This is a genomic window from Paraburkholderia phymatum STM815 (assembly GCF_000020045.1).
Classification (GTDB): domain Bacteria; phylum Pseudomonadota; class Gammaproteobacteria; order Burkholderiales; family Burkholderiaceae; genus Paraburkholderia; species Paraburkholderia phymatum.
Genome location: NC_010625.1, coordinates 1,607,711 through 1,631,569 on the forward strand (window position 1 = coordinate 1,607,711; position 23,859 = coordinate 1,631,569).

Consider the following 23,859-nt stretch of genomic DNA (forward strand, 5'->3'; position numbering starts at 1 on the left):
GCTTCAGAAGTACTCGGGTGCAGGTGGTGGGGATGGAATGGGCGCCGGGTGCGGCAGCAGATCGAAGGGACTCGCGGTGGCGCACACGGTGCTGGTCGCGATTCGTAAGTATCGCGAAGTAGTAGCAAGGGACCGATGGCCCATGAGCAGCTGGATCCTGCGCACATCGGTACCGGTTTCCAGCAGATGTGTGGCGAATGCGTGTCTCAGCGAATGGGGGGTGACGGGTTTGGTGATGCCGCTGCGCTGGCGTGCGAGAGCGCAGATTCGCGCGACCGCGGTTCGTGTGATGGGGTGTCCGGGAATATCACCGGGAAACAGCCAGTCGCGGGGATGGGCGTCTTGCCAGTACGTTCTGAGAACCTCGAGCAGACGCGGCGAGAGCATGACGTAACGGTCTTTACGGTTCTTGCCCTGGTTCACACGGATGACCATGCGCTTGCTGTCGATGTCGGTGACCTTCAGGTGGACGACTTCCGAGACACGCAGGCCGGCTGCGTAGGCAACCATCAGGATGGTCCGATGCTTCAGGCTGGGGATGGAGTCGAAGAAGGTGGTGATCTCCTCCAGGCTGAGAACGACGGGGAGCCGGACTGGCTTCCTGGGCAAGGGGAAATCCTCGTCACTCCAGTCACGTTTGAGCGTCACGCGGTAGAGGAAGCGCAGCGCGCCGATCGCCGGGCTGAGACTGGCGGGTGCCAGCTTGCGCTCTTCGCGGAGGTAGATGAGCCAGGCGCGGATCTCCTCCGGACCCAGCATTTCGGGCGAGCGGCGGAAGTGCCGGGCGAAACTCGACACCTGCAATAGATAGGACTTCTGTGTGTTATCCGATAGATTTCTGATCTGCATGTCGTGCAACATGCGTTGGCGCAGTGGCGTCATGACGGACCTCCGGAAACAGTGGTGGAGCCCGGTTGGGCATCCACATACTGCTCCTGGAGGCTCTGCGTCGACTCGTCGTGATCCTGTGCCAGCTCACCACTCACGATGAACGCCAGCCATCGGCTCTCGCTGTCCTCCCACTACCGCGTCAGCGGTTTAGTACAAGTCCAGTAATGTTGCGCGCAACATTACTGGACGACTTCGCTGTCAAACCGCTACACCCGCCCCACGACGAAGACTTCCACGATCTGATCGCCGCCAGGTACGAGCGTGCGGCTTCCATCGTCACGTCAAATCTGGATCTGAGCGAATGGGGAGACGCGTTCCCCGACAACCGCATCCTGGGCGCCGCGACGCTGGACCGGCTACGCCACGGCGCCTATCGCGTCGTGATCGAAGGTGAGAGCTTCCGCAAACCCAAACCGATGCCAGGAAACAGTGAAAACGCGGTTGCCAAACCGGGCAAAAAACCGCATTCTTGAGCCCGTTCGAATCTGCGCTTTACCCCGTTTCTGCCGGCTCCATTACGCCGCCCATCTCCGGCTCGATTACGCCGCCCCGTGACAGCCTGAATCTGCATGAGACCGCCGGTCAAAGCCGCCATGCACTTCCAGTCATGCGGCGTGACCACGCGCTGCGGAGCGCGTCGATACTTCTCCGCAGTCAGCGGCGTAGGCAACGGCATATCCAGGACCAGGAACGAAATATCCCACGCCTTTCCGTTTTGAATCTTCAATCCAACCGGAATTCGCTGTTCGCGCCGCCACATGTCGATGGCGGCCCACAGTTCAGGATCTGTCATTTGCGCGATCCAGTAGAACTGCACCGCTTCCAGTTGAAGCCTCATCGTCAGCAGCATGCCGTCCCCCGTCTCGACGTGCCCAAACCCAAACTGATACCCACGATAATTCCGCGAGAGACATTGCGCTTCACTCGGTCTCAACGGGAAAGTCAAAACGGGAATGTTGCCGGGCAATCCGGCCGCCAGTCGCGGACGTTCGTCGAACGATTGAAGCTCTTCAAGCCGGCCAAGTGCTACAGGACCTGCGCCCACGCGAATTTTATCCATGCCTTCCATAATGTTTCCCATCTGAATAGTTTCCTCGACACGAATATCGTGATTCGAGTGCGTTGATTAATGCGTCCTTATCGGCATCGGTATAAGCGAGTCGATAAAAGTGCAATCATGTATAGAGTGAAATCACCACCATGACGATTGGCCGGAAAGCCGCGTCAGGTATGCGCTGGAGGCCGAATAGGCCTTGCCCGTTGGCGAATTTATATCATTCAGACGGAATCAAAGTCTATTGATAAATCGACAAATTCCTAAAATAGTTTCTTGATTTTAAAATCTCCTATTATTCACATGGAGATTATCAAGTGTCTACTTTTTGCAACAAGTCGCCGATCGACCGAATTACGCGCCCGGCTACCGCTTTGCGCAGCGGACAGGCGTCAAACGATGCATCCCTGACCCGGCACTGACCTCTGTCGTCGAGTGGTTAGCAGATGCGCTTCGCGGCCGCGTGTGCCGACTTGCCGTCGGCCCCGCCTGCAGCATCGCGATGAGACGAGGCACGCGCTGACAGGGCGCGTCTGGGAATCGCGATGCCACCCCGTTCAGATCAAGGAAGGCGCCTCCTTACTTCGCGCCACGAGCTAAGAGGCTATCGAGTAAGCCGTCACCCGGAACTCCCCTTCACCACGCGAGCAATTGGCGCAACCGCTTGATGACCCAGTCCAGTTCGGCGGGAGAGACCCAACACTTGCGCGCAACTGATAGCCGTATCCGATGCAGCGTCTCTTCATGTGGGGCCGGACGTCCGCGAGTGTCCTTCACCGCGACGCTGACGAGTTGAGATGTCAGGTCTTCGCACATGAGCCAGCGCTGCCGACGGGCATCGTCATCCTGGTCAGCCACATAAAGACCCACACGGCGCAGCACGCAGAGCTTCGGTTGTGCGCCAGGAACGACGGCAGAAATTGCCGTCGGGAAATCCTCAGGGATGCTGTCCGTTTCCATGGCTCAAGCCCACCTGTATCGCAGCGACAAACCTGCGCAGGACCCGCATCGCACGCCGCCGGACGGCCGATGTTTAATGCAGCCTGACTTGAGCATTGTCATCGACCCTCCCGCCCTGATAGTGGGTCTGCCCAGAGGCCGGGCAATGCCGCCGCAGAAACGGAGATGTCGACCTCAAGGGGATAGTGCCTGAGCAGCGTCATGGCAAGCGTTCGCACGAGATCTCCCGAGTATGGGCCACGCCCATCGGAGAGAATCGTCAGGAGATCTCGAGCCCCGACGACCGCTCGAGTTCGCTCATCCGGGGTCGTCATTGCGACCTCGTCGCCGCTAGGTTGTTTGTCACGTCTCGATATTGCACAACGTCATTCAACGTACACCATCGCTCCCACACGAACTGCGCGTCGGGATCTGTCCCACTAGGCCCGAGCAGTTCGTATATGCGGCCAGACTCGGTCGTGCCGCGCAAGTGTTTAAGGTCAACCTCCCGAATCGCAGAACTGACGCGTCCCGTTCTGTCGTTGGCGTTCAATCCAACGAAGTGCCGGGTTCCTTCAGGAAGGGTTTCGAAGACTCGCCATTTGAGCAAACCCACGATCGGCTCGCTACAAACGGGTGGTAGGGCCCAGATTGACATGGCTGCCTCGGTGTGGAACCGGTCCCCAAGGTATCATCTCGCTTATGTAGGAGTCGCCTACATTGGGGACTATGAAATAGTGCGGTGAGAGCCGGATAGAATTTTACTTTTAGCTTTCAACCAGTCGCGTGCTGAACAGCACACGATAAACAGTAGTCTGCTATACCAAAAATACAAGTGAAACTACATGGAATGCTTCACTTCAGGACGCAGACCGGCACGCCTTGATTACTTCGTAGATCGACAATGTATCGAGAAAGGTCGAAATACCGTCGAAGTGACACACCGTCGCGCACTGGAAATAAAGAGCGGCTGTAAAGCGACCCTCCTCTATCTCAACGCCGAGCGCATCGGGTGGCAAGTGAATGCCGATATCTTCTTCCAGTCGACGGCTAAGGCTCTGCCATCCGACCCACGGCTGTAACGCGAGCTCCCCCATCAAAAGCTCGGCAGCACGATATTCCCAAGACCTTTCTTCCAGGCTCAGCGCTGCCTTCCAGTTGGACGGTAAAGGAGACCAATGCGCAGCAACGATCGCCTGCAGAAAAAAAGTGAATTTAAATGTGCCTCGCTGGACCTTTCCTTGGACCGAACGCGCCGATTCAGTGATGCCGATCCGAGAGAGCTCATTCGCCAACTGGGCGTAGCTGACTTCCTGCCGCGCCAACACAAGATGGATGGCTCTCGAGACCAGATTCGCCCAACCCGAACTTATGCACTGGATCTGTTTCGCTTGCATTTTTGCAGATCTGCGCTATCGTTTAATGTGTGCTAAATAGCACGCGGCCCTTTCAAGCAAGGCAAAAACATCAGAGGAAAGGGATTTCTCGCTCGCCGCACCCATGCATTGAAGGCCTGCAAGGCCTTACAAAACAGAGGCGGCTTGGAGAATGGCCGCCATGAATCCCATCCTTTACCTCGGCATCGAAGGTGTCCTGTTTCGCGACCGCATTCATTGCCACTCCTCGCATCGAGCGGCGCGACCCACGTCGTTTCTCGAACCGCTTCCGCTTCTCGAACCTCTCGTAACGGTCGTTGCTCGCCACGATGAACTCTGCATCGTGCTCAATAGCTGGTTCGTGGCCGACTATGGTTTCCGCCAAGTGCTCCATATCCTTCCTCAACGCATTGCTGAAAAAACAATCGGCGCGACCATGCACGGAAACAGACTGCATCACCGTCCGATAGCATACCAATCAAGGGCTGAAATGCTACGTGAAGATGTGCACAAGCGCACACCCTCGCAGATAACTATTGTCGATGCTTCACACAGTGCGATTCCTTCCGAATACAACGATCGAGCAATCTGGGTCGAGACGACGAACATGAACTTTGCACCTAGATTTGAAGCCATATTGTCACGCCTACTGGAAACGAGCCATCCAGGTTACCGTTAGCATGTCGTTCGTCATCTCGTACCGAACTCGAAGATATTTGGCTACATACCGGATCGAATTCACCTTCTTAATATAGGTTCTTTCGTTCACTTGTATATCTACGAAAATCGTAAATCACAAGCCACCCCAAAAATGAACAAACAGACCTTCCGTCTGTACACCTAAATTATCAAGTGTATTGGGACGCATTCTCAATTTCCATCAGTCGATCGTTTCCGTCAACTGGAAATGAATAGATCACGACCGTAGAATTGAATCCGTCAGGAGTAAACGGAACCAGGAGGCCAAAATGTAGCAACAAAACCCGACTCGACAGACCAGAGAGTTACCGAATCTACCAACCCTGGGTGGTCTCGTGAGAGAACCACGGCCTAGCAACCCAATGCTCTCACGAGCGCCGCCTGGCGTCAAAGGGCTCGCGTGTCCTAAACGACTGAGACCATCACAAAATGTGCTCGATTTCCTTTAGGCCGCATCGACCTGGCAGTGAGCTAGCGGCGATGCGCCCCCCCTCACGGGCGCCTTGGCGCGTTTTGCCGGCACGGCATAACTCGCGCCTACCGAGCGCATTCCCCATCGGCACTTCCTTCCTCACGCCCAGCGCAAACAGCTAGGGCGTCGGGCGTCAGCCTCTCTCGCCCCATACATGGACGTTGCCAATCGCGCCTTCATCAAGGAGCGCGAGGTCCATGTTGTCGTCAACTGCTCACGATGTTCGCTACGTCGAGCTTCATCGTGCGTACGATTCATACGAGGTACCTGAAATGAACGGATCAAACGTGCGGTTGCACAGGGAATGGTCAAATCTCGTTGACCATCTCTTAAGGTTTTATTTCCTCAACCTAACCACTGATAAATCCACTATCGACCCGCAGGTCTTTGAGACTTTCAGGGAGGCGGTTCGCAAGATTCCAAGTTACCAGTTGTACATTGCGCGAAAAGAATTCGAAGACCAGGAACGTCGTTTCCATTCAACGAGACCGGACTGGCGCGCGCAACATCCTAGTGACTCGTTCTTGCCGCTCACGCCTGTCCATTCGCGCGGACCATACATGACGCATATCCATCGCCTGTCGACGTCAGCGAACCAGCGCCTTTAACGCAACACAGACGACATGCTTTAGAAGCGTGATTGGTACGGTAGTAGTCGAGCCGGCTTCGTCAACCGATGAACCCGTCCGGAACTTCACGCAAATGCGAATCGCGCAGCCCCCTGTATTTCAAGGGGAACTGCAGCAGGAGAGAACTCATGGCCAGATTCAGATATGCAATGACTATGGCAAAGCTGCGACGTTTCATCCGAGAGCGGAGAGGCCAAGGCGAAGGTGCGAACTATCGCCCATGGCTTATGGTATCCGACGTCCCTTCTCGAGGGCGATCGTGGCGCGTCGCATGCGATAAGACTGGACGCAGGACGATGCATTTCCTTTCCGATCACGAGTACGTCGCTTTCCTGGAAGCGTGGTGGGACGAGTCCATCACGGATATCCGCGAGCAATATCCGCTGAACCTGCTTTAGAACCCTCAAAATCGCCGGTCAACTGGGCGTAGCGCATCCGAAAGATCCCCATACCGGCGTCCTTCTGTACCAGACAACCGACCTCTTGCTCACCAGGGGCCGAGGGGACGACGTTGCCTACACGGCATGGGCCGTCAAGGATCTTGGACAGCTGGACAACGCCCGAGCCATGGCCAAGCTGGAAATTGAACGTTGCTATTGGAGGAATCTGGGTGTCGACTGGTACCTCGTGGTCAACGAAGGTTTGAACGGCTTTCGTGCGCTCAATCTTGACTGGCTGTTTGGCTACGAACAATTGATGCGCGGCAACGTACGCCCACAAATGGACTGCGTCCTCCGGCTTCTTGCTGCCGTGCGCGAGTCCCATCCCGAGCCCGCCGGTACGGCGTGTCGACACTTTGATAAACGGTACCGATCCGTCGCGGGCGCTCACGTGACAGCACTGCGCTTTCTCTTCTTCGCGCGCATTCTCTGCGGGGACCTGGAAGCCAACAAGCTGATCAATCAACCCATCGCATCCTTCGAGATCAATCATGAACGACCATTACACCGAAGTCCCACTGTCGTTGGGCATGCTGTTGCGTGAAGCCAATGGCAACAGAACGTTCCGCATCGTAACGCCGGAAGACGCAGGCTGCTACACGATGCTGTACGACATCGACGACAAGAACGCTTGGCCATTGGCAGAAGTCACCGAGGCAGTGCAACAACGCCTACGGCCCGAAGCGCCGGCAGAAGAGAAGCTTGTCGTCGAGCTCGACGATCCGTGGTCGCCCATGCTGCGACCGCCGCGGCCAAAGTATGACAAGGTAAAACTCGAACGCGACTGGCAGCTGATACAGCCAATCCTCAGACCGCCTGTCGCGTATCGGGTCATGCTTCCTCAGTATCGCAACACGATCCTGATCGAGCATGCGAAGCTGAACCGGACCACCCGACAGAGGCTGACACGTGTCCTGAGGCGCTACTGGCAGCGCGGACTGGACCGCGACGCGCTCATGGATGACAAAGACAAGTGCGGCGGCAAAGGCAAACCCAAGGTATTCACAGACAAAAAAGGTGGACGACGTCCGAAAGACGAGCGTCCTGGCGTCCCGGCCACCGCGACAGTTCGCAAGATGCTCGAAATTGCGGCCGATTGGCTTTTCGCCGACCGCCCGAGCAGGACGTACCAGCAGGCCTTGGACCGCGTAGCAGAGTACTTCGGCAACGTCCGCAAGATAACAGACCCACTAGGACGCCTTGTCGTCGTCGGTGTGGATCGGAAGGTGCAGCCCACTGTTCGGCAGCTACAGCACTTCGTCTTGACACACACGTCTTATGCAGCACGCAGACGCGCAAAACTTGGTGTGAAGGGATTTGACCTCACCGGTCGCGCATTTCATGGTAGGGCCGATCAACACTTCCCGTGCCCAGGGCACGTCGTTCTCGATGCGACGATTGCGGACATTTACCTCCTCTCGCAGTTCGACAGGACGACTATCGTCGGCCGTCCGACTGTCTACCTGGCTATTGATATCTACAGCCGGCTCATCGTAGGGATCTACGTTGGGTTTGAGCCTCCCTCCTGGGTAGCGGCCATGGTCCTTATGTGCAACGTCGTTACCCCTAAAGTGGCTTACTGCGCGCAGTTCGGTGTCGAGATTACCGAGGACCAGTGGCCTTGCCACAGCATGCCAACAACACTCTTCGGTGACAAAGGGGAAATGATGAAGATTCAAGGCGGCCAGCTTCTCAGTAGCGAACTGGGAATCAGAATCCTGAATGCGCCTTCCGGTCGCCCCGATGCCAAATCAATTGTTGAACTCAGGTTCAACACGATCCAGCGCAAATGGGCCGCTTTCGCGCCCGGCTATGTAAAGAAGGACTTCGACGAGCGCGGAGCACGAGACTATCGGCTTGACGCGGCGCTGACGCTGTATGAATTCACGCAGTTGATGATTCTCGCAGTGATACAGCACAACTCCGCGCCGATTTCCGACTTTCCTTCAACTCCAGATATGGCGGCCGAAGGCACAGCCCCGACTCCCGTCGAACTGTGGAACTACGGCATTCAGTCCGCCTCAGGCAACCTCCGGAACGACTCAATCAGCCAGATCAGAAGATACGTCCTTCCTCGAGATACCGCAACGGTTACGCATAAAGGGATCGAATTTCGAAAGAACTTTTATCAGTGTCCGTCTGCAGCGAAGGGCGACTGGCTCGTAAAAGCGCGGGAAAGGTCGTGGCCCGTCTGCGTCGCGTATGACCCACGTGACCTAGGGCTCATCTGGCTGTGTGAAGGCGGAATGTTCGAAGAGTGCACACGAGCGGGTACCAACGCCCCGGATATCGATCCGAATGGCGTATCCCTCGTTGAATGGGAAGTCTTTCAGGCGAAGAGCAATGACAATCTGTCGCGCGCAGAGGACAAACATTTTCCCACACGTGTCCGCGTAACTCTCGCGTCCGATCAGATCGTCCACAATGCTCTTCAGGCGAAAGCCCGAGCGATGAAAGATGCGGGGATCAAAAAGTTGTCGACAGACAACATTCGCGAAGCCAGCGCACGTGAAAAAGCGCTGGAGCGCATGGGAGCAGCGGGACCGAACTCTGACCTGTTTATCCGCCCGGCGTCCACAGCGACGTCCCGTCGAACTTCCCAGCACAAGACGAATGGCGCCGGTACATACAAAGCCGACGAAAAGGGCTCTACCGTTCTCGCTCAACGAGGAAAAGCGAAAACGCTGGATCTGCTCAAACGATTAGGGAGCAAATAATGGAAGCCTCTTTCATCCTATCCCTGCACCGCGCTTAGCAGCACGTAAGTCATGACGGTGTTCTCTGCATCATTCGAGGCGCCATCGCCAGTAAAAAAGCGCTCGAGCGCGGACGTGATCCGTGGGCCCGGTGTTCAATTTTTTCATCGGTCCCGCACTAGCATCACCACCCTCTTGTAGTGCGCAGTGAACCAATGGAACCGCGCCGTATAAAAGCGACGAAAACAAATCAGCGGCTCTTTTTCAACGAGGAAAAGCAAAAACGCTGGACCTCGACAAACGGTAAGGAGCGGATAATGGAAACCTCTTTCACCCCATCTCCGGATCAAGCATCTTCGGATGCAAGTCCCGACGTTGTCATCGTCGACGCGATATATTCCCCGAGGGACGAGGATCTTGACGTAGACAATCCCCTCATCCGTGCGCTTCCTCCCTACGTAAGCGCCGAGTCCGTTCTGGTTGCCTTCCGCAACGGACCGGATTTCTCTATCTCGCACCGCCGGCTCTCCGCGAACTCGCGCGTGCACCGCATCAGCTCGCTCAGGCTTTACGTTGAGCCATTGACATGCCACCCGATCCTCATCGAGTCGATATTTAGACTGATAACCGCCGGGTACGCATGGAGAAACCCCCGAGACAAGACTCAGATACTCGTCCGTGCTCGTTATGCCGAAAGTATGAATGGATCGAATGGTTCCAACATGGTTACGATCATTCCGCCGCGCCCGGCTCACGAGGCCGGCCTGGCTCTGTTCGGTGTTTCAGGCGTAGGGAAGACTACATCATTGAATCGTACCCTGTCCTTCTTACCGCAAGTCATTCGACATGCGGAACTGAGTGGTAGCAATCTCCAGGTGGTCTGGATCAAAGTGGACTGTCCTCCAGACGGCAGCATCAAGCAACTCTTTCACTGGATGTTGCTCGAATATGACCGCGTACTTGGAACGCATTACGACAAAGAGCTCGGGAACACCGTACGACTTGACCAGCTTATGAACAAGGTCGCCGCGGTGGCGAAATACCATCATACTGGCATCATCGTCATCGACGAAATTCAGTTCGCAGCGAGCGGTGCCGCAAGACGTGGTGATCCCTTTATGAACTTCTTTGTGACCTTCACCAACCTCGTTCGGGTGCCGCTACTTATTGCCGGGACGCCCAAGGCCTTGAGTCTCTTCGAAAAATCCTTCCGCCTTGCCCGACGGAGCAGCGATCAGGGGGCCATTATCTTCACAAACATGGCATTCGATGAGGAATGGGAATTCTTCCTGAAGCAGCTGTTCAAGTATCAATGGATCCGCAAGCCGCGTAAATTCAACAAGGAGCTTAGCGCAACGCTGTACGAACTGACGCAGGGCATCCACGCACTGGTAGTTCGTCTGTTCCAACTTGCGCAGATTGCGGCGATACGAACCGGCAGCGAAAGGTTGAGCACAACACTGCTGCGCACACTAGCGAGGGACCGTTTTGGGCCGGTTCAACCCATGATGGACGCGCTGAGAAGCAAGAAGAAAAGGCGCATCGAGCTGTACGACGACCTGCTTGTTGAAATGCTCGCCGGTCTGGATGAAGAAATCCGAAAGCAAACCGAATCGGCCAAAGTCATGCAGGCGGCGACACAGCGGCAACGAAACTCGGTCCAGTTGATCGCTGTGTCCGACCTCATTGCCATGGGCGTACCGCAATCGCAGGCACTGACAGCAGTCATCGCAGCATTGACGGAGGATGACAGCCTTACGGGCGAAGATCTGGTCAGGGCGGCTTGCGAGAAGGCAGGCATCACGATGGAGTCCCCCCATGGGGCCGACCCGGAGGAACAACAATCGTTACCGGACATCGTCCGCGATGCGAAAAGTCCCGAAGAGGCGCTTGAAATGCTTCGCCAAGCGGGTTGGGTCGTCGGCGACACCAAGCGCTAAGTTCCCGACGCAAACAACTCTGCGCTAACGATATGCCCTCTCGCGGATCGCACACGCCTTCCGCGAGAGGCATCTCAGCTAACGGCCAGTATTCAGCAGAGCGACTGACGGTCAAAAAATACAGAATCCACGCCAGTAGCTGGAGGTAGCAGAAATGTCCGTAGCCTTGCTCTTACCTTACGAAGACGAACTACTCTACAGCGACATCGCTCGATACATGGAGGCGACTGAAGTCTCGTCTCCATCGATGGTCCTCGAAAATCTGTTCCAGCGACGTGTCGAGCCCAGAATGGATCTGATAGATGGCTTGGCAGAGGTCTCCAGACAAACACATAACGCGTGGGGCCTATCCGCGCTGCAGATCGCACAGCGGCACACGCTTTTACCGTACTTCTTAGCCTATATGACGGACGAGCGACAGACTGCCGCGTACAAGGCCATCGCCAGCGGCGGGAAGCCCGCACCGACGATGCTCGTGCGCGCTCATGCATGTGCGCTCGCTAACCCGTGCAGCCTGATGTTCTGCCAACAATGCGCAACGGAGGACGTTCTCAACGGACGTCGCCCCTATTGGAGACGTTCCCATCAACTTCCTGGCGTACTCTTCTGCCGGAAACACGGAAGGCTGCTAAGCAGCCTTCCCGACACCAACGATAGATCTACGTCAGGCGATCCTCAACCCGTCCAACTTGCATGTAAGTGGGCTTACAACGCGGACGTTCTGGGTGCAATGCGAGAGTCGCTCCATCTTCTCTCCACAAACGGTCCCGCCAGAATCTTTCCCCGTACCCCTGCGCACTGGTTCTCTCTCGCCGAGAAACGAGGTTTCGTCACGTCCGGCGGCTACTTGGATACGGAGGCAATCCGAGATGGCATAGCGGAGATGTATGGCCGGGAGTATCTAAGCGCTATCGGTGCGATGTCTTCGCGAGCCCCAATCGACTGGTGGACCGTGAGAATGATGAGGCGGGAGGGTCAGCGGTTTCACCCTCTGCAACATATCTTGCTCGGCCACTTCCTCGAGCGGCAACAGGAGGTGACTTCCTTACGCGCGGTCGGCCGTCTTTCATCGAGCGAACAACCAGCGACTTTTCCGAATCTGTATGCCCGCCGGGGATCTCTACACCTCGTTGCACAAATAAGGATCAACGGACGCACTGAGCGTGCGTAGTGGCGTCGTGCCCAACTGGCCAAAGCCAATGAGGCGCATACCCACTGGGTATCGCCGGAGGAAGACGCGATCTGTCTTCCTCTACCAATCAGTAGTATAACGTTCATGAGCGGAGGAAAGCAAAATGACAGTCGCTCTGCCGCTACCATATGAAGATGAGCCTCTATACAGCGTTATAGGTCGCTACGTGCAAGCAACCATGGTCGACGTTCCATCGAAACTCACGCGCATTCTCTTTGGGAGGTGGATCACGCCCAAGGTCGACTTGAACTTCGGATTGGACAGGCTGGCACGTCAAACTCACGACACATGGAATCTATCAGCCATTGAGATTGCGCAAACCCACACGTTCCTTCCGTACTTTGTCGCATTTGCGCCGGAACACAGAAGGGCAGCAGCTATCGATGCGATCGGCAGCGACAGGAACGCGTCTTCGTCCACCGCGTCGCTAGGCATAACCAAAGGGGAACGTCCGGCAAAATTTAGGTTCTGCCCGCGATGCGCTGCAGAAGATTTTGCGCGTGTCGGTGAGCCGTATTGGAGGCGGTCTCATCAGTTACCTGGCGTGTTTATGTGCTTGAAACACAAATCACTATTACGAACACTAGCTGCCGATTTGACGCGTGAGAGCGATACCCGCTGGTATACGGCAAAGGACGTGATCACACCTTGCGTCATGATCGATCGGAACGACAATTTTCCTTGGATGAGCAATTCGGATGTTCTGACAGTGATGCGCCGGTCGGTTGAACTTCTAACCACATTGCCGCAACCCCTCAATCCCTCGACACACGAGTATTACTTGTTTCACGCTGATGCCGCGGGATTTGTAAGACCAAACGGTTTTCTAAAAACCGACACTATCCGTACCGGCATAATCGAGATGTACGGGGAGGAGTATTTGGAAACGGCTGGCTTGACTCTTCCTTCGAACAATCGTATCTGGCCAGTTAAGTTGATCCGGGGCGAGAAATACTCACATCCGCTTCAACACGTTCTCCTTGACCATTTCTTAAAAGTAAGACGCTTAAGCAGCGATATAGTCCGATTGACGAAGGCTACACCGTACCTCTGCCCAAATCCTTACGGTGCGCACGGGCCTGCTCACAACATTGACGCAGTACTTATACAAGAGCAGGCCGATGGCTCTCGCATAGGCAAAGCGTGCTGCCGATGTGGCCTTAAGTTTTGGTTCGAAAGATGTCGAACTGGTACGGTAATACCAGAAATCTCACACATCGTTGTATTCGGCAATGACTGGCATAGAGCCGCCCGGAAACTCAAGGCAGAGGGTATGTCAGTCGATGATATTGCGATCGAGATGGGTATTACGCGCAAGCAAGTTGTGAGAATTCTCAAACGAAAAACTGGGAACCATAAGTACACACCCAGCAAGAAGGAGATACTTGAATGGCGAAAGCAATTCAAGGAGCTTCTTCGAAAGGTAGGCTCGTCGGGTCATCGGGGAGCTTGGATGTTGAACCCCCAGCTTTCCAACCGGTTAGCATTACATGACAGTGACTGGTTCAAGGGATCAGCCACGCGATCCGCTCTCAAACGGGACGCCAACCTGACAAAACCGAGGTGCGACTGGAGCGCGCGCGACCATCGATGGAGCCTCGAATTGCGGAGCGCAGCAGCGAGGCTGAAAACGTTTGAGAGAAAGCCTGTCAGAGCGACGTTAAGAACCATCTGTACTGAAGCCCGCCTGCCTGAGGTCGGCAGCAGCCGAGTCATTCGTAAAAAACTTCCTCAGTGCGCAGCCATTTTAGCAGATTTGACTGAGTCGACGGAGCAGTTCCAGATCCGCCGACTGAACACTGCTGCTAACGAGTTGACCTCCAGCGGCACGACTCTGAACGCTTCCAATCTACGACGTCTCGCTAAGATCCAACAACGGCATCTCCGACCTCAGGCAGCGGCCGCAATCGTACGACTGTGCGCAGAGCCTTATCCGCAGCCAACCACCGATAAGTGACATATGAAAGTCCGGCCGTCCGCGCTAGGCGGGGCAGGCCGGACTCTTTGTGTGCGTTTCGTGCACGTGGCAGGGCAACGGGTACAAACTCTTACGAATCGTGGTTACTGCCCCGCCCTGTCAAATCAACGACTTACGCTGCAATTACGTACAGACTGTTTTGTGCGGAATCACACGCACGCAGCAGCACGCCCGAAGCTTACTGTCGATCGCGAGGTTGAACATCGTCAACTCGCGGGCGTTGGACGAGATCTGCAGTCTCGTTCGAATCGCCCAGATTTCCCGGAGCTTCAACGGAGGCTTTTGGCCGGTCAACTTTCCCTTGTTCCATGGCACCCGACGAGCGCCGGACGAAGTAAGCGTTGATCGTGGTAGTTCGTAGTTGCCGATGATCGCTCGTCGCCGAGCCACCCCTTACCTTCCGTAGCGGACCCGTTGCTGCAATTCGTGCGGTGCGCGTCGGCGGCCGCTTCCATAACGGAACGGCCGCCGTCCGAGACGGTTACATCTCATGGCGACCGCCTGGTCGAACGTCTCGTCGAGCCATCCGCGTCTCTGCTACGCATCCTCTTGGCCGTGGGAAGAGCGATCGATCCGGCTCATTACCCCATAGCGCGGCATTGTGCTGCGCACCGCCGACAGGCTTCTGCGCATTGCTTACAGTGTTCGTGCTGATGATTGTCACACTCAGAGGCGCACGCGTCGCATATCGACGCGCATAACGAGCAAACTTCCTTTGCACGACTACTGTCGCGAGCCATGACGGCGGATGCGAGGCGGCAAATGTCCGCACAGTCCATGTCCGTCTTGATGCATCCGGCCATTTCAGAAACGTTTTGTTCCGAAAGGCATGCGGCTGCGCAATGGTCGCAAGCGCTAGCGCATGCGTCGCAGGCTTCCACGCAAGCTTGGTGTTTCTGGTGTGCCATTTGATCCTCCGCGATGTCTGTCATTTTCCCGAGCACTTGCGTGCCGGCCTCCTAACCGCCGCAGGCCGCGTACCCGTCATTACGAACGTCACTTCAGTCGGTCGGAGCCGCAGTACGGTGTTTAGGGCTGCAGTGGCCCAAACACTTCGAGACCCGGGAAGAAGCGGATTTACATCTTTTCCTTTACACCCGAACGGATTAACCACCAGTTGACGGGATAGCTGGTTGCGAATCCCGCGAGCATGGCGAGTTGCATGGCGAACCAGAATTCCGGGCTTGCAACTTTCGCGATCCCCCCGTAAGCCGGCTTGAACCACAAGAATTGGATGATGGCCATAAGTCCATACATGCCCACCTGCCACGCAGTGATCGACGCGATATCAGCTTTGACGGCGGCCACCACACCTGCGCCTACCGACAGCCCCCGCATCGGTTTGATGGTGAAATACTGGAAGACGATGCCGAGCAGAAAGGCGACGATGAAATCGGGGATCCAGACGGCAAACGTTTTTTCGTTGAACAGCGTGTGCCACCCGAACCACACTGCCAACGCGGGAAAGGCCAACGCCGACCACTCGACAATGATGTCTCCCAGCGTACAGCCGGCACCGCAGTGGCTCGTCCCTTTCATCGCCATCACGGCGAACGGCTGCTCGTCGGCCTTCCGCCCGGCATCAGCGATATTTCGTCCCCACGCGTAGTAGGCGGCACCCCATACGACTGTGCCGAACAGCGCCGTTAGGGGCCAGACGACGTTCATAATCCACATCTTCTGGGGGTGTCGAACTTCGTCAATGACGACCGCACCCGCAGATATCGCGCCCAAAATGATCCATGTGACCGATAGCGTATTCAGCCAGGGTGGGAAGGTTCCGTAGGTCATCTCTTTTGGTGGTGCTGGCGGCACAAATGCCAAGCAGCCAGCAAGACGCGTTCCGTTTCGATGACGTGTGTTCGCCGTTGTCCTGTCAGTCGATTCGGCTGGCCGAGCGTCGTCTTTCGGCCGAACCCGGAAATCCATCGGCTGACGAGGAACGGCCCGTCTGGATCGCCCCCGAACTTCCCTTGTCGCCCCGTTGCTGCCGGTCGAGCCGTCGCAGTCCCAACAGCTGCTTCCGGAACTCTCACGAGTATCCGCGCGTCGTGAGTCGCTGACTGCAATGAGTGCATTGAGCTTCACGGGACACACAGGATCGCGCACTCCGGCCGTTAGAACGTATGCCGGACGCCTGCAATAGCACCGAGCTGCCCAACCCCCGCAGCAGGCGTGGTGCCACCGCCACCCGCACTGACAGAATAGCGAGCGCGCGCGCTGTTCCACACATGCGCGACGTTGCAGTACACGGCAGTTCGCTTCGACAGGAAGTACGTGGCGCGCAAGCTCGCCATCGTCGCACGCGCGTCTTGCTGCTCGACGATCACGCGATACGCTTCGCCATCGATGGCAAGCGTCGGCGTCACATAGTATTGCGCCCCCAGATAGAACAGACTGGAGCGCACGTCGCCGCCCGGTCCGCTCGATTCCACATGACGCCCGACCCATCCGCCGCCGACTTTTACGCCCGCAACGTTCAAGTAGCCGTTTGCCTGAAGACGCGCATCCTTGTCGCCGGTGCCGGAAATCGCGAACGGCGTGATGCCGTCGAAGAAGTTCGCCGCGGCGTTGGTGCCGCCGCGTTGTTCGTCGTAGGCCGTCGCCACGCCAAAGTACGTGCCGTCGTACTTGAGCATCGCGCTCCATTCGCGGCATTGATTCACGTCGCCCGGTACCTGTCCGGCGCATGTGCCTTGTCCCGGCGAATTGCCCGTACCCGTGCTATCGCGTCCGAACGACCACGTTGCGCCGACCGTGAAGCCATAGAACTTGCCTTTGTAGGCGACCGTGCTGTCGCTTCTCGCGTTGGGCAAGAACGCGTCGAGCGCGCCGATACCGTAGATATCGGGTCCAAGAATATCGGCGTCCGCCAACGCCCAATACGACATCGAGTACTGGCGGCCAAACGTCAGCGCGCCCCAACGTCCTTCCAGTCCGACGAGCGCCTGTCTTCCGAACAGCCGGCCGCCTTGTCCCGAGTCGCCGCCTTTGAGGTTGAAGCCGCTTTCGACGATGAATACGGCCTTGAGTCCACCGCCCAGGTCTTCCGCGCCGCGCGCTCCCCAGCGCGAAGGCAGTTCGCCTGTGATGCCGGGCATCCGGACTACGTGATCCCCCACCGCGTTTGCGTGGGAAACATATTCGATGCCCGTGTCCAGCACGCCGTACAGTGTGACGCTGCTTTGCGCAAATGCCGTCGTGCCGAACAGCCCTGCCGCCAGTGCTGCCAACCTACCGTATTTCATGGAGTCTCCTTAACCGCGAATCATTAGTTTGGATGCCGAACTCTTCGTCTACGGATGAATGCATGCCGGGAGATTAGGGTTGGACAATAAAAGCAGCAACGGGGAGAACCTCGACGACGCAAAGCCGTTTGCATCAACGATAAGAAGGCAGAAGGATGTTGCTCCTCGAATTCGAGAGGCCGTGTTGGTAAATCTTCTTTCGAGAACGCATTACGCGTGATGAATCCACCGAGATCGAGTCGATCACTTCGCGCGCTCGCACGCCAAACTCGAACTTGAAATGTATTCAAGGGAATATTGAACGACTGTCCACACTCACCCGTAACCCCCCACGACTCTTCACGCGCGCTGTTGCGCCGAACACACCCGCATGAACGAGAGGAAGAAATCGCCAGAAGCTGGAATCACCGAAATGCATAGCCTCGTCAAACTTTGTGATTTTTGTGGGTGCGCATGTTCTCACAACAAACACGATTCCGTATGGCTCGTCTCGCCGCGTTCAAGGTGCACGATCGTAATGTGCATACCGTGCAGTATGGAGTTGCAGGAGTTTCGCTTTTTCCCGTGTCCCGGCTGTGGCATCTTGTGATCGCCAAGACGCACATTGACAGCGTGCATGACGCAAGGACGCTGTGCAAGGCCATCACATCAAGGAGAAAGCGGAATGTCCGAAGCCTCTACTGAGAGCACCAAAGATCAGCTTGTCGCGCGTTGCCTGCCCTTCCTCAGGGAAGTGAAAGACATGACAACGGGCACCGACGTCGAACTATGGCTGAACGCAAAATACGGTGTCGATAGCGATCTATACAAGGATCTGGCGCGCCTCATTACACTCGGCGTCGAAGAAGGTTGGGCCGCCGATGTCGAGATCGCCGGCCCGAAGTATCGCCGCGCACGGCTCGTCGCGCCCACGGCCGAAACGTTCTATTTCAGCATCACGGCCGTGTTGATCGACAGCACCGACAACACGCAGGGCAACCCGGAAGATGCATTTCGCGGGGACTATCACTCGCATCCATATGGGGAGTTCAATATGGTCGTGCCACTCAACGAAGGCGCGGCGCTCGCGGGGCCGAACGGCTGGTGCTATGGCGGCTGGACTGCTCCTGCACCGGGAAGCCATCACTTCCCGGAGGCAAAAGGCGGTGCGGTGATCGCCCTGTTCTTCCTGCCGTCTGGACGCATCGCATACGACGTCAAACCGCCCGTTCAATGAAATGAAGTACTGCGAGCCTCGAACGAGGCCCGCAGCAATCGACGCGACCGCGGTTGTTTTTCTCAGTGCGCCAGCGTTTCGGCGTCCGGCACGTCGGATACCGTTTCCTTTGAAGCCGTCGCCTGTTTGATCAGCAGTGCCATGCACGACACAGCGCCCGCCATCGCCACGACCGTGAAAATACCCGGCAGACTGACCTGCTGCCGTGACAGCTCCGCGACCAGAAACGAGCCCGCGATACCTCCAAACCGCCCCACTCCGAGCATCCACGCGACGCCCGTACCGCGCCCCGCTGTCGGGTAAAACGCCGCGGCCAACGCAGGCATCGATGCCTGTGCAGTATTCACCAGCACACCCGCAGTGAACACTGCACACATCAGCAAACCGATGTTGCCCATCGCCTGTCCGATCTCATACACGGCGATCGCACCGGACGCATACGCGACAGCTACCACGCGATTCGGATTGAAGCGGTCCATCAACATCCCGCACAACACCGTACCCGCGCCGCCGAGCGGAAACAGCGCGGAAACGAGCGCGGCGCGCTGCGGCGTCAATCCCGCATCCTTGAGCAGCACGGGCATCCAGTTTACGAGCCCATAGAAAATGACGAGGCCCATGAAGTAGCACAGCCACAGCATCACGGAGCCGAGCAGGAACGAACGCGCCAACACGATGCGCACGCCGCCCTCGCCTGCTGCATGCTTCACGTTTTCGTGCATGACGAATGCATGCGCTGAACGCGCTTCCGGACTGATACGCGCCAGCACCTTGCGGATTCGGTCGCTCGGTTTCTGCTTCGCCACCATGTAGCGGATCGACTCGGGCAAGCGCAGCGCGAGCACGACGGCAAGCAGCAACGGCACCACGCCGCCAAGCAGCAGCACACTGCGCCAGCCGAACTGAGGAATCAGCCACGCGGCGAGGAATCCGCCGAACGCGGCACCCAATGGAAAGCCGCAGAACATCAGGTTGACGATGGTCGCGCGCTTCCCGTCAGGGCTGAATTCGCTCATCAGTGTCACGGCATTCGGCATGGCCCCGCCCAGTCCAACACCCGTTATGAAGCGCAGCGTGGTCAGTTCGGCCAGATTCTGCGAGAGAGCGGACACGAGACAGGATGCGCCGAATAGCAGCACCGAAACGGTCAAAACCACGCGACGCCCGCATCGGTCGGACAAAGGCCCCGACAGCAGTGCGCCACACGCGAGCCCGAACAGCGCGGCGCTGAGCACAGGCGCCAGCGCCGCCTTGCCGATATGCCACTCCGACAGCAGCGACGGCGCGATAAAGCCGATCGCAGCCGTATCGAAGCCATCCATTAGCACGATGACAAAGCACATCGCAAACACGAGCCACTGAAAGCGCGAAAACGGCTGCTCATTAATGAGCGCTTGTACATCGACAGTCCTTGTCTCTTCCATTGCATCCTCACTGATGGGATTGAACTGCCGGCATCGCCACGACAGCGCGGGCTGCGTGCCTCGCCGATCTATCGGGCGCAGATTAAGAGCGCCAAATATGATCAACAACCCGGCGAATCACGCAAGTGGCACGCGATTGCCATGGGACGACGCCGAGAACATCGCGCGATGTTCTCGGATTGAATAAAAAAGCCCTGCTTTCCGAGATATTTCGACGAAATTCGCGCGTGCTGCTGCAGCGCGAACACGTTGTGAATTGTTTGCATGGTGATCTTGAACGGCTCCGATCAGCAGCCTCGGACCTGGCGTGCGACATCGGCGAGTTGTTGCCGCAGCCATTGCAGAGCGGGGTCGGCGTCGTTGCGTTCATGCCATACGGCTCGCACGGCGACGTCGGGACACGCATAGGGTGTCGCACACATTTTCAGTTCGCCATAGCGCTGCAGTTCGCGGCCAAGCGACGACGGCACCAGCGCAAGCATGTCGCTGTGACGAAGCAGCGCGGGAAGCGCGAGCGAGTGCGCGACGGACATACGCATGCGTGGCGTCTCCGCGGGATCGTCGAACGCACGGTTGAGCGCATCGCGATTGAACATCTCCGATTGCCGTGCGAGCCCTCTTTCGACGATAAAGCCGCCCACGGCGCCCTCCTCCTCGCCGCCCTGCGAGATCGCGATGAGCGGATGGGCCAGCATGTCGTCGCGCGTAACAGCGCGCCCGGCGATGGGATGATCGCGATGAAGCAGCACGACGTCGGTCTGTTCCCACAGCGTCGTCCCGCGCAAACGCGTCGGCACGTCCGCGAAAATGCCGATTGCCATGTCGATCCGGCCGACGTCGATCTGGCCCGCGAGATCGAGGCGCGTCGAGGGCCGCACCACGAGATCCACGAGCGGCGCTTCCGCATGCAGCCGTTGACTGAGACGCCCGAGCAGCAGCGACGTGATGTAGTCGTTCGCCGCAACGACGAACTTGCGTTGCGCGACGCGTGGATCGAACTCATCGACGCCCAGCGCGGCGCGGATCTGCTGAAGCGCGCCGCGTACCTGCGCCGCCATTCGGAGCGCACGCATGGTCGGCTCCATGCCCTTGCCTGTGCGCACGAACAGATCGTCGCCGAGCACCTCGCGCATCCGCGCAAGCGCATGGCTGATGGCGGACTGGCTCAGATGCAGACGCTTGCCCGCCAGACCGAGATTGCGGTCTTCGAAGATTGCGTCGAACACGCGCAACAGGTTCAGGTCAATGCGGTCGGCTGACATGGTTCAACGCCTTTTGATGTGCACCTGCGGGTTGTATTGCGTGTTGCGTTTTCGCGCCCATAACGGCGGCAATTCGAGCCGAACGCTGCAAACAGTGCACGCGACAATGCATCGTCTTCCAGCATCACTTCGGGATGCCACTGCACGCCGAGCGCAAACGGGTGTCCGTCCAGTCGATACGCTTCGATCAATCCGTCGGGGGTGCGCGCTTCGACGACCAGCCGTGGCGCGAGCTTCGCCACGCCCTGACGGTGCAGCGAATTCACGCGAACGCGTTGGGCGTGGGCGAGCGTCGCGAGCATGCCCGTTGGCGCGAGTTCGACGTCGTGGCGGTAGCGATAGCGCGTGTGCAATTCTTCCGAGGGATCTTCGAGGTGATCTTCCGAATGTCCGCACGCGTGGACATCCGTATACAGCGTGCCGCCGAAAGCGACGTTCATCTCCTGAAAGCCGCGGCAGATTGCAAGGACAGGCATACCTCGCGAGGCCGCAGCCTGCATCAACCCGAGCGCAACGTGGTCGCGGTCGGGATCGACGAGCATGTCGGCGTTTCCTTGACTGCGATAACGGTGCGCTTCAACATTCGACGCGCCGCCTGGAAACAGCAATCCATTCACGGTATCGAGATATACGTCAAACGCTACCAGATCACGCGTGGCGGGAATCAGCACGGGGCTCACGTTTGCGCCTGACATTAGCGCGCGGACATAGCTGTGCTTCGCGCCGTGCAGATCGTGTTCGCCGGCGAAGAACCGGTCGCACACCACGCCAACGAGAGGTCGATCCTGCATCTCATCGGCCATCACGCGACTCCCTGAGCGGCGTGCGAATCGCGGCTCGCTAACGCCTTGAGGTCGAAAGCGGGGTTCCGCACTTCGTCCGCCGACACCTGCACGCCGCTTGCGAGCAGCTTGCGCGCGAGCATGTGATCCTGCGGCCGGTTGATGCTGTCGACGGCGATCAGCGTCTTGTCGCGGAAGTAGAACAGCGAGCACTTCCTGTCATCGGCGCAGCCGCGCACCGCGAAGTCGGTGAAGCCCGCGTTCACGCCCGCCATCTGCAGCTTCAGGTCGTATTGATCGGACCAGAACCACGGAACCGCGCGATAAGGCTCCGACCGGCCGAGCACCGACGACGCCGCCGTTCTGGCCATATCGTTCGCGTTCTGCACGGACTCGATGCGGCATGCGCGCGTGTCGGGCGGCGCCCAGTGCGGAACGAACGAGGCGCAATCGCCCGCCGCGACGATCAGCGGATCGGACGTGCGCGCGCACGCATCGACAATAATGCCGCCGTTCGCATGCAGTCCGCAGTTCGCGGCGAGTTCGGTGTTGGGAATCACGCCAATACCGACTACCACGAGGTCGCAGAGCACGCGCGTGCCGTCGTCCAGTTCGACGGACACGATGCCACAGGCGTCGTGCAGCGCGACCACCTTGCGGCCGAGTTCGAACGCAACGCCGCGTTCGACGTGAGCACGCAGCATGAAGTCCGAGACCCACGGCGACGCGACGCGCGCCAGCAGGCGCGGCTCAGTCTCGACGACGGTCACGTCGAGTCCCTGCTGACGCAGCGACGAAGCCGCTTCGAGCCCGATATAACCGCCGCCGACCACCACGGCGCGCCTTGCCGAACGCGCGCTCGCGGCAAGCCTCCTCGCATCGCGCAGATCGCGAAGATAATGAACGGCATCGAGCGTCGCGCCTGGACAATCGAGCTTGCGCACGCGCGCGCCCGTCGTCAGCGCGAGTTGGTCGTACGCGATGCGCGAGCCGTCGTGCAATTCGATCTCGCGCCGCTCGCGGTCGATGCGGCTCGCGCGCGTCGCGAGCATCCGCTCGATCTTCTCTTCGTCGAAAAACGCCTGCGAGCGCAGCGGTAAACGCTCTTCGGCAAAGCTGCCTGTCAAGAAGCCCTTCGACAACGGCGGCCGTTGATACGGCGCATCGGGCTCGTCGCCGAGCAGCAGGATACGGCCGTCGAAGCCGAGTTCGCGCGCGCATGCGGCAAGCTGAACGCCTGCATACGACGCGCCGACAATCACCAGCGTGCGCTTCATGATGTCATCCCTGGCGCGGCGGAATGTGCACGACGAGTCCGTTCATCGCGGGCATCACGACGAGTTGGCAACTCAGGCGGCTTTCGGGGCGGCGCCCGGCGGCCACGCCGTCGAGCAGTTGTAGTTCCGATTCGTCGGGTAGCGGCAACTGTGCCGTCGACGACTCATCGATATACACATGACATGTCGCGCACGACAGGCATCCGCCGCATTCGGCGTCGATGCCGCGCACGTTGTTGTGGATCGCGGCTTCCATCACGCTGGTGCCGGCGCTCACGTCGATGGCGCGGCGCTCGCCGTCGCGCAAAATGTAGGTGACGATAGGCATGACTTCACTCCTTGAT

Annotated in this window: 19 protein-coding genes and 2 pseudogenes; 8 read left to right on the forward strand and 13 right to left on the reverse strand. The window is 58.0% G+C overall.

Going from position 1 to position 23,859, the window contains the following annotated elements; all coding sequences use genetic code 11:
* Positions 1-3 precede the first annotated feature (3 nt).
* Complete coding sequence (locus BPHY_RS34580; protein WP_012406120.1) at positions 4-882, reverse strand: tyrosine-type recombinase/integrase; 879 nt, start codon at positions 880-882, stop codon at positions 4-6.
* Between the two features lie 188 nt (positions 883-1,070).
* Between BPHY_RS34580 and BPHY_RS40455 the strand changes: the two are divergent.
* Positions 1,071-1,364 (forward strand): annotated as a pseudogene (locus BPHY_RS40455) (ATP-binding protein); the annotation flags it as partial.
* On the opposite strand, the gene BPHY_RS34585 reads toward BPHY_RS40455, so the two are convergent.
* From BPHY_RS34585 to BPHY_RS34595, 4 genes are all read right to left on the reverse strand, one after another.
* A complete protein-coding gene (locus BPHY_RS34585) occupies positions 1,262-1,972 on the reverse strand; it encodes a hypothetical protein (RefSeq protein WP_157686898.1) in 711 nt (236 codons plus the stop codon). The pseudogene BPHY_RS40455 and the gene BPHY_RS34585 overlap by 103 nt on opposite strands.
* Positions 1,973-2,581: 609 nt before the next feature.
* Positions 2,582-2,905 carry a hypothetical protein gene (locus BPHY_RS34590; RefSeq protein ID WP_012406122.1) on the reverse strand — a complete coding sequence of 108 codons (324 nt, stop codon included), beginning with the start codon at positions 2,903-2,905 and terminating at the stop codon, positions 2,582-2,584.
* A 98-nt stretch (positions 2,906-3,003) separates the two neighbouring features.
* A complete protein-coding gene (locus BPHY_RS44065) occupies positions 3,004-3,219 on the reverse strand; it encodes a BPSL0761 family protein (protein WP_012406123.1) in 216 nt (71 codons plus the stop codon).
* 525 nt (positions 3,220-3,744) lie between these two features.
* Positions 3,745-4,281: a DUF6471 domain-containing protein gene (locus BPHY_RS34595; protein ID WP_012406125.1), complete on the reverse strand. Its 537-nt coding sequence runs from the start codon at positions 4,279-4,281 to the stop codon at positions 3,745-3,747.
* Positions 4,282-4,441: 160 nt separating this feature from the next.
* On the opposite strand from BPHY_RS34595, the gene BPHY_RS40470 reads away from it, so the two are divergent.
* The 6 genes from BPHY_RS40470 to BPHY_RS34630 all read left to right on the forward strand — a co-directional run bounded on the left by BPHY_RS40470 (position 4,442) and on the right by BPHY_RS34630 (position 14,285).
* Positions 4,442-4,939 carry an HAD domain-containing protein gene (locus BPHY_RS40470; RefSeq protein ID WP_157686899.1) on the forward strand — a complete coding sequence of 166 codons (498 nt, stop codon included), beginning with the start codon at positions 4,442-4,444 and terminating at the stop codon, positions 4,937-4,939.
* Between the two features lie 1,541 nt (positions 4,940-6,480).
* Positions 6,481-7,044 carry a TnsA endonuclease N-terminal domain-containing protein gene (locus BPHY_RS44320; RefSeq protein WP_407671304.1) on the forward strand — a complete coding sequence of 188 codons (564 nt, stop codon included), beginning with the start codon at positions 6,481-6,483 and terminating at the stop codon, positions 7,042-7,044.
* Entirely contained in the window at positions 6,992-9,217 is a 2,226-nt protein-coding gene (locus BPHY_RS34615) for a Mu transposase C-terminal domain-containing protein (RefSeq protein WP_041765871.1), read from the forward strand. Before BPHY_RS44320 ends, BPHY_RS34615 begins: the two co-directional genes overlap by 53 nt.
* A gap of 194 nt (positions 9,218-9,411) precedes the next feature.
* Positions 9,412-11,136 (forward strand): ATP-binding protein, encoded by a 1,725-nt coding sequence (locus BPHY_RS34620; protein WP_041765873.1) that lies wholly within the window; start codon positions 9,412-9,414, stop codon positions 11,134-11,136.
* Between the two features lie 154 nt (positions 11,137-11,290).
* On the forward strand, positions 11,291-12,307 hold the full coding sequence (locus tag BPHY_RS44325; protein ID WP_012406130.1) for a TnsD family Tn7-like transposition protein: 1,017 nt from the start codon (positions 11,291-11,293) through the stop codon (positions 12,305-12,307).
* Between the two features lie 124 nt (positions 12,308-12,431).
* Positions 12,432-14,285 carry a TnsD family Tn7-like transposition protein gene (locus BPHY_RS34630; protein WP_012406131.1) on the forward strand — a complete coding sequence of 618 codons (1,854 nt, stop codon included), beginning with the start codon at positions 12,432-12,434 and terminating at the stop codon, positions 14,283-14,285.
* Positions 14,286-14,456: 171 nt separating this feature from the next.
* Here the strand turns inward: BPHY_RS34630 and BPHY_RS43565 are convergent.
* From BPHY_RS43565 to BPHY_RS34640, 3 genes and pseudogenes are all read right to left on the reverse strand, one after another.
* Positions 14,457-14,675 (reverse strand): annotated as a pseudogene (locus BPHY_RS43565) (hypothetical protein); the annotation flags it as partial.
* 708 nt (positions 14,676-15,383) lie between these two features.
* Entirely contained in the window at positions 15,384-16,097 is a 714-nt protein-coding gene (locus BPHY_RS34635; protein ID WP_012406134.1) for a DUF4396 domain-containing protein, read from the reverse strand.
* A gap of 326 nt (positions 16,098-16,423) precedes the next feature.
* The gene (locus tag BPHY_RS34640) at positions 16,424-17,554 is read right to left on the reverse strand and encodes a porin (protein ID WP_012406135.1); all 1,131 of its coding nucleotides are present in this window, start codon (positions 17,552-17,554) and stop codon (positions 16,424-16,426) included.
* A 664-nt stretch (positions 17,555-18,218) separates the two neighbouring features.
* Here BPHY_RS34640 and BPHY_RS34645 point away from each other — a divergent pair.
* Complete coding sequence (locus tag BPHY_RS34645; RefSeq protein ID WP_012406137.1) at positions 18,219-18,770, forward strand: 4-hydroxylaminobenzoate lyase; 552 nt, start codon at positions 18,219-18,221, stop codon at positions 18,768-18,770.
* A 62-nt stretch (positions 18,771-18,832) separates the two neighbouring features.
* Here BPHY_RS34645 and BPHY_RS34650 read toward each other — a convergent pair whose 3' ends face one another.
* The 5 genes from BPHY_RS34650 to BPHY_RS34670 all read right to left on the reverse strand — a co-directional run bounded on the left by BPHY_RS34650 (position 18,833) and on the right by BPHY_RS34670 (position 23,843).
* Positions 18,833-20,194: an MFS transporter gene (locus BPHY_RS34650; protein WP_012406138.1), complete on the reverse strand. Its 1,362-nt coding sequence runs from the start codon at positions 20,192-20,194 to the stop codon at positions 18,833-18,835.
* A gap of 287 nt (positions 20,195-20,481) precedes the next feature.
* The gene (locus tag BPHY_RS34655; RefSeq protein ID WP_012406139.1) at positions 20,482-21,456 is read right to left on the reverse strand and encodes a LysR substrate-binding domain-containing protein; all 975 of its coding nucleotides are present in this window, start codon (positions 21,454-21,456) and stop codon (positions 20,482-20,484) included.
* Positions 21,432-22,259 carry a gamma-glutamyl-gamma-aminobutyrate hydrolase family protein gene (locus tag BPHY_RS34660; protein WP_012406140.1) on the reverse strand — a complete coding sequence of 276 codons (828 nt, stop codon included), beginning with the start codon at positions 22,257-22,259 and terminating at the stop codon, positions 21,432-21,434. Before BPHY_RS34660 ends, BPHY_RS34655 begins: the two co-directional genes overlap by 25 nt.
* Positions 22,259-23,515: an NAD(P)/FAD-dependent oxidoreductase gene (locus tag BPHY_RS34665; protein ID WP_012406141.1), complete on the reverse strand. Its 1,257-nt coding sequence runs from the start codon at positions 23,513-23,515 to the stop codon at positions 22,259-22,261. The genes BPHY_RS34660 and BPHY_RS34665 overlap by 1 nt, the downstream gene beginning before the upstream one ends.
* A gap of 4 nt (positions 23,516-23,519) precedes the next feature.
* Positions 23,520-23,843, reverse strand: a complete 324-nt coding sequence (locus BPHY_RS34670) for a 2Fe-2S iron-sulfur cluster-binding protein (RefSeq protein ID WP_012406142.1) — start codon at positions 23,841-23,843, stop codon at positions 23,520-23,522.
* Between the last annotated feature and the right edge of the window lie 16 nt (positions 23,844-23,859).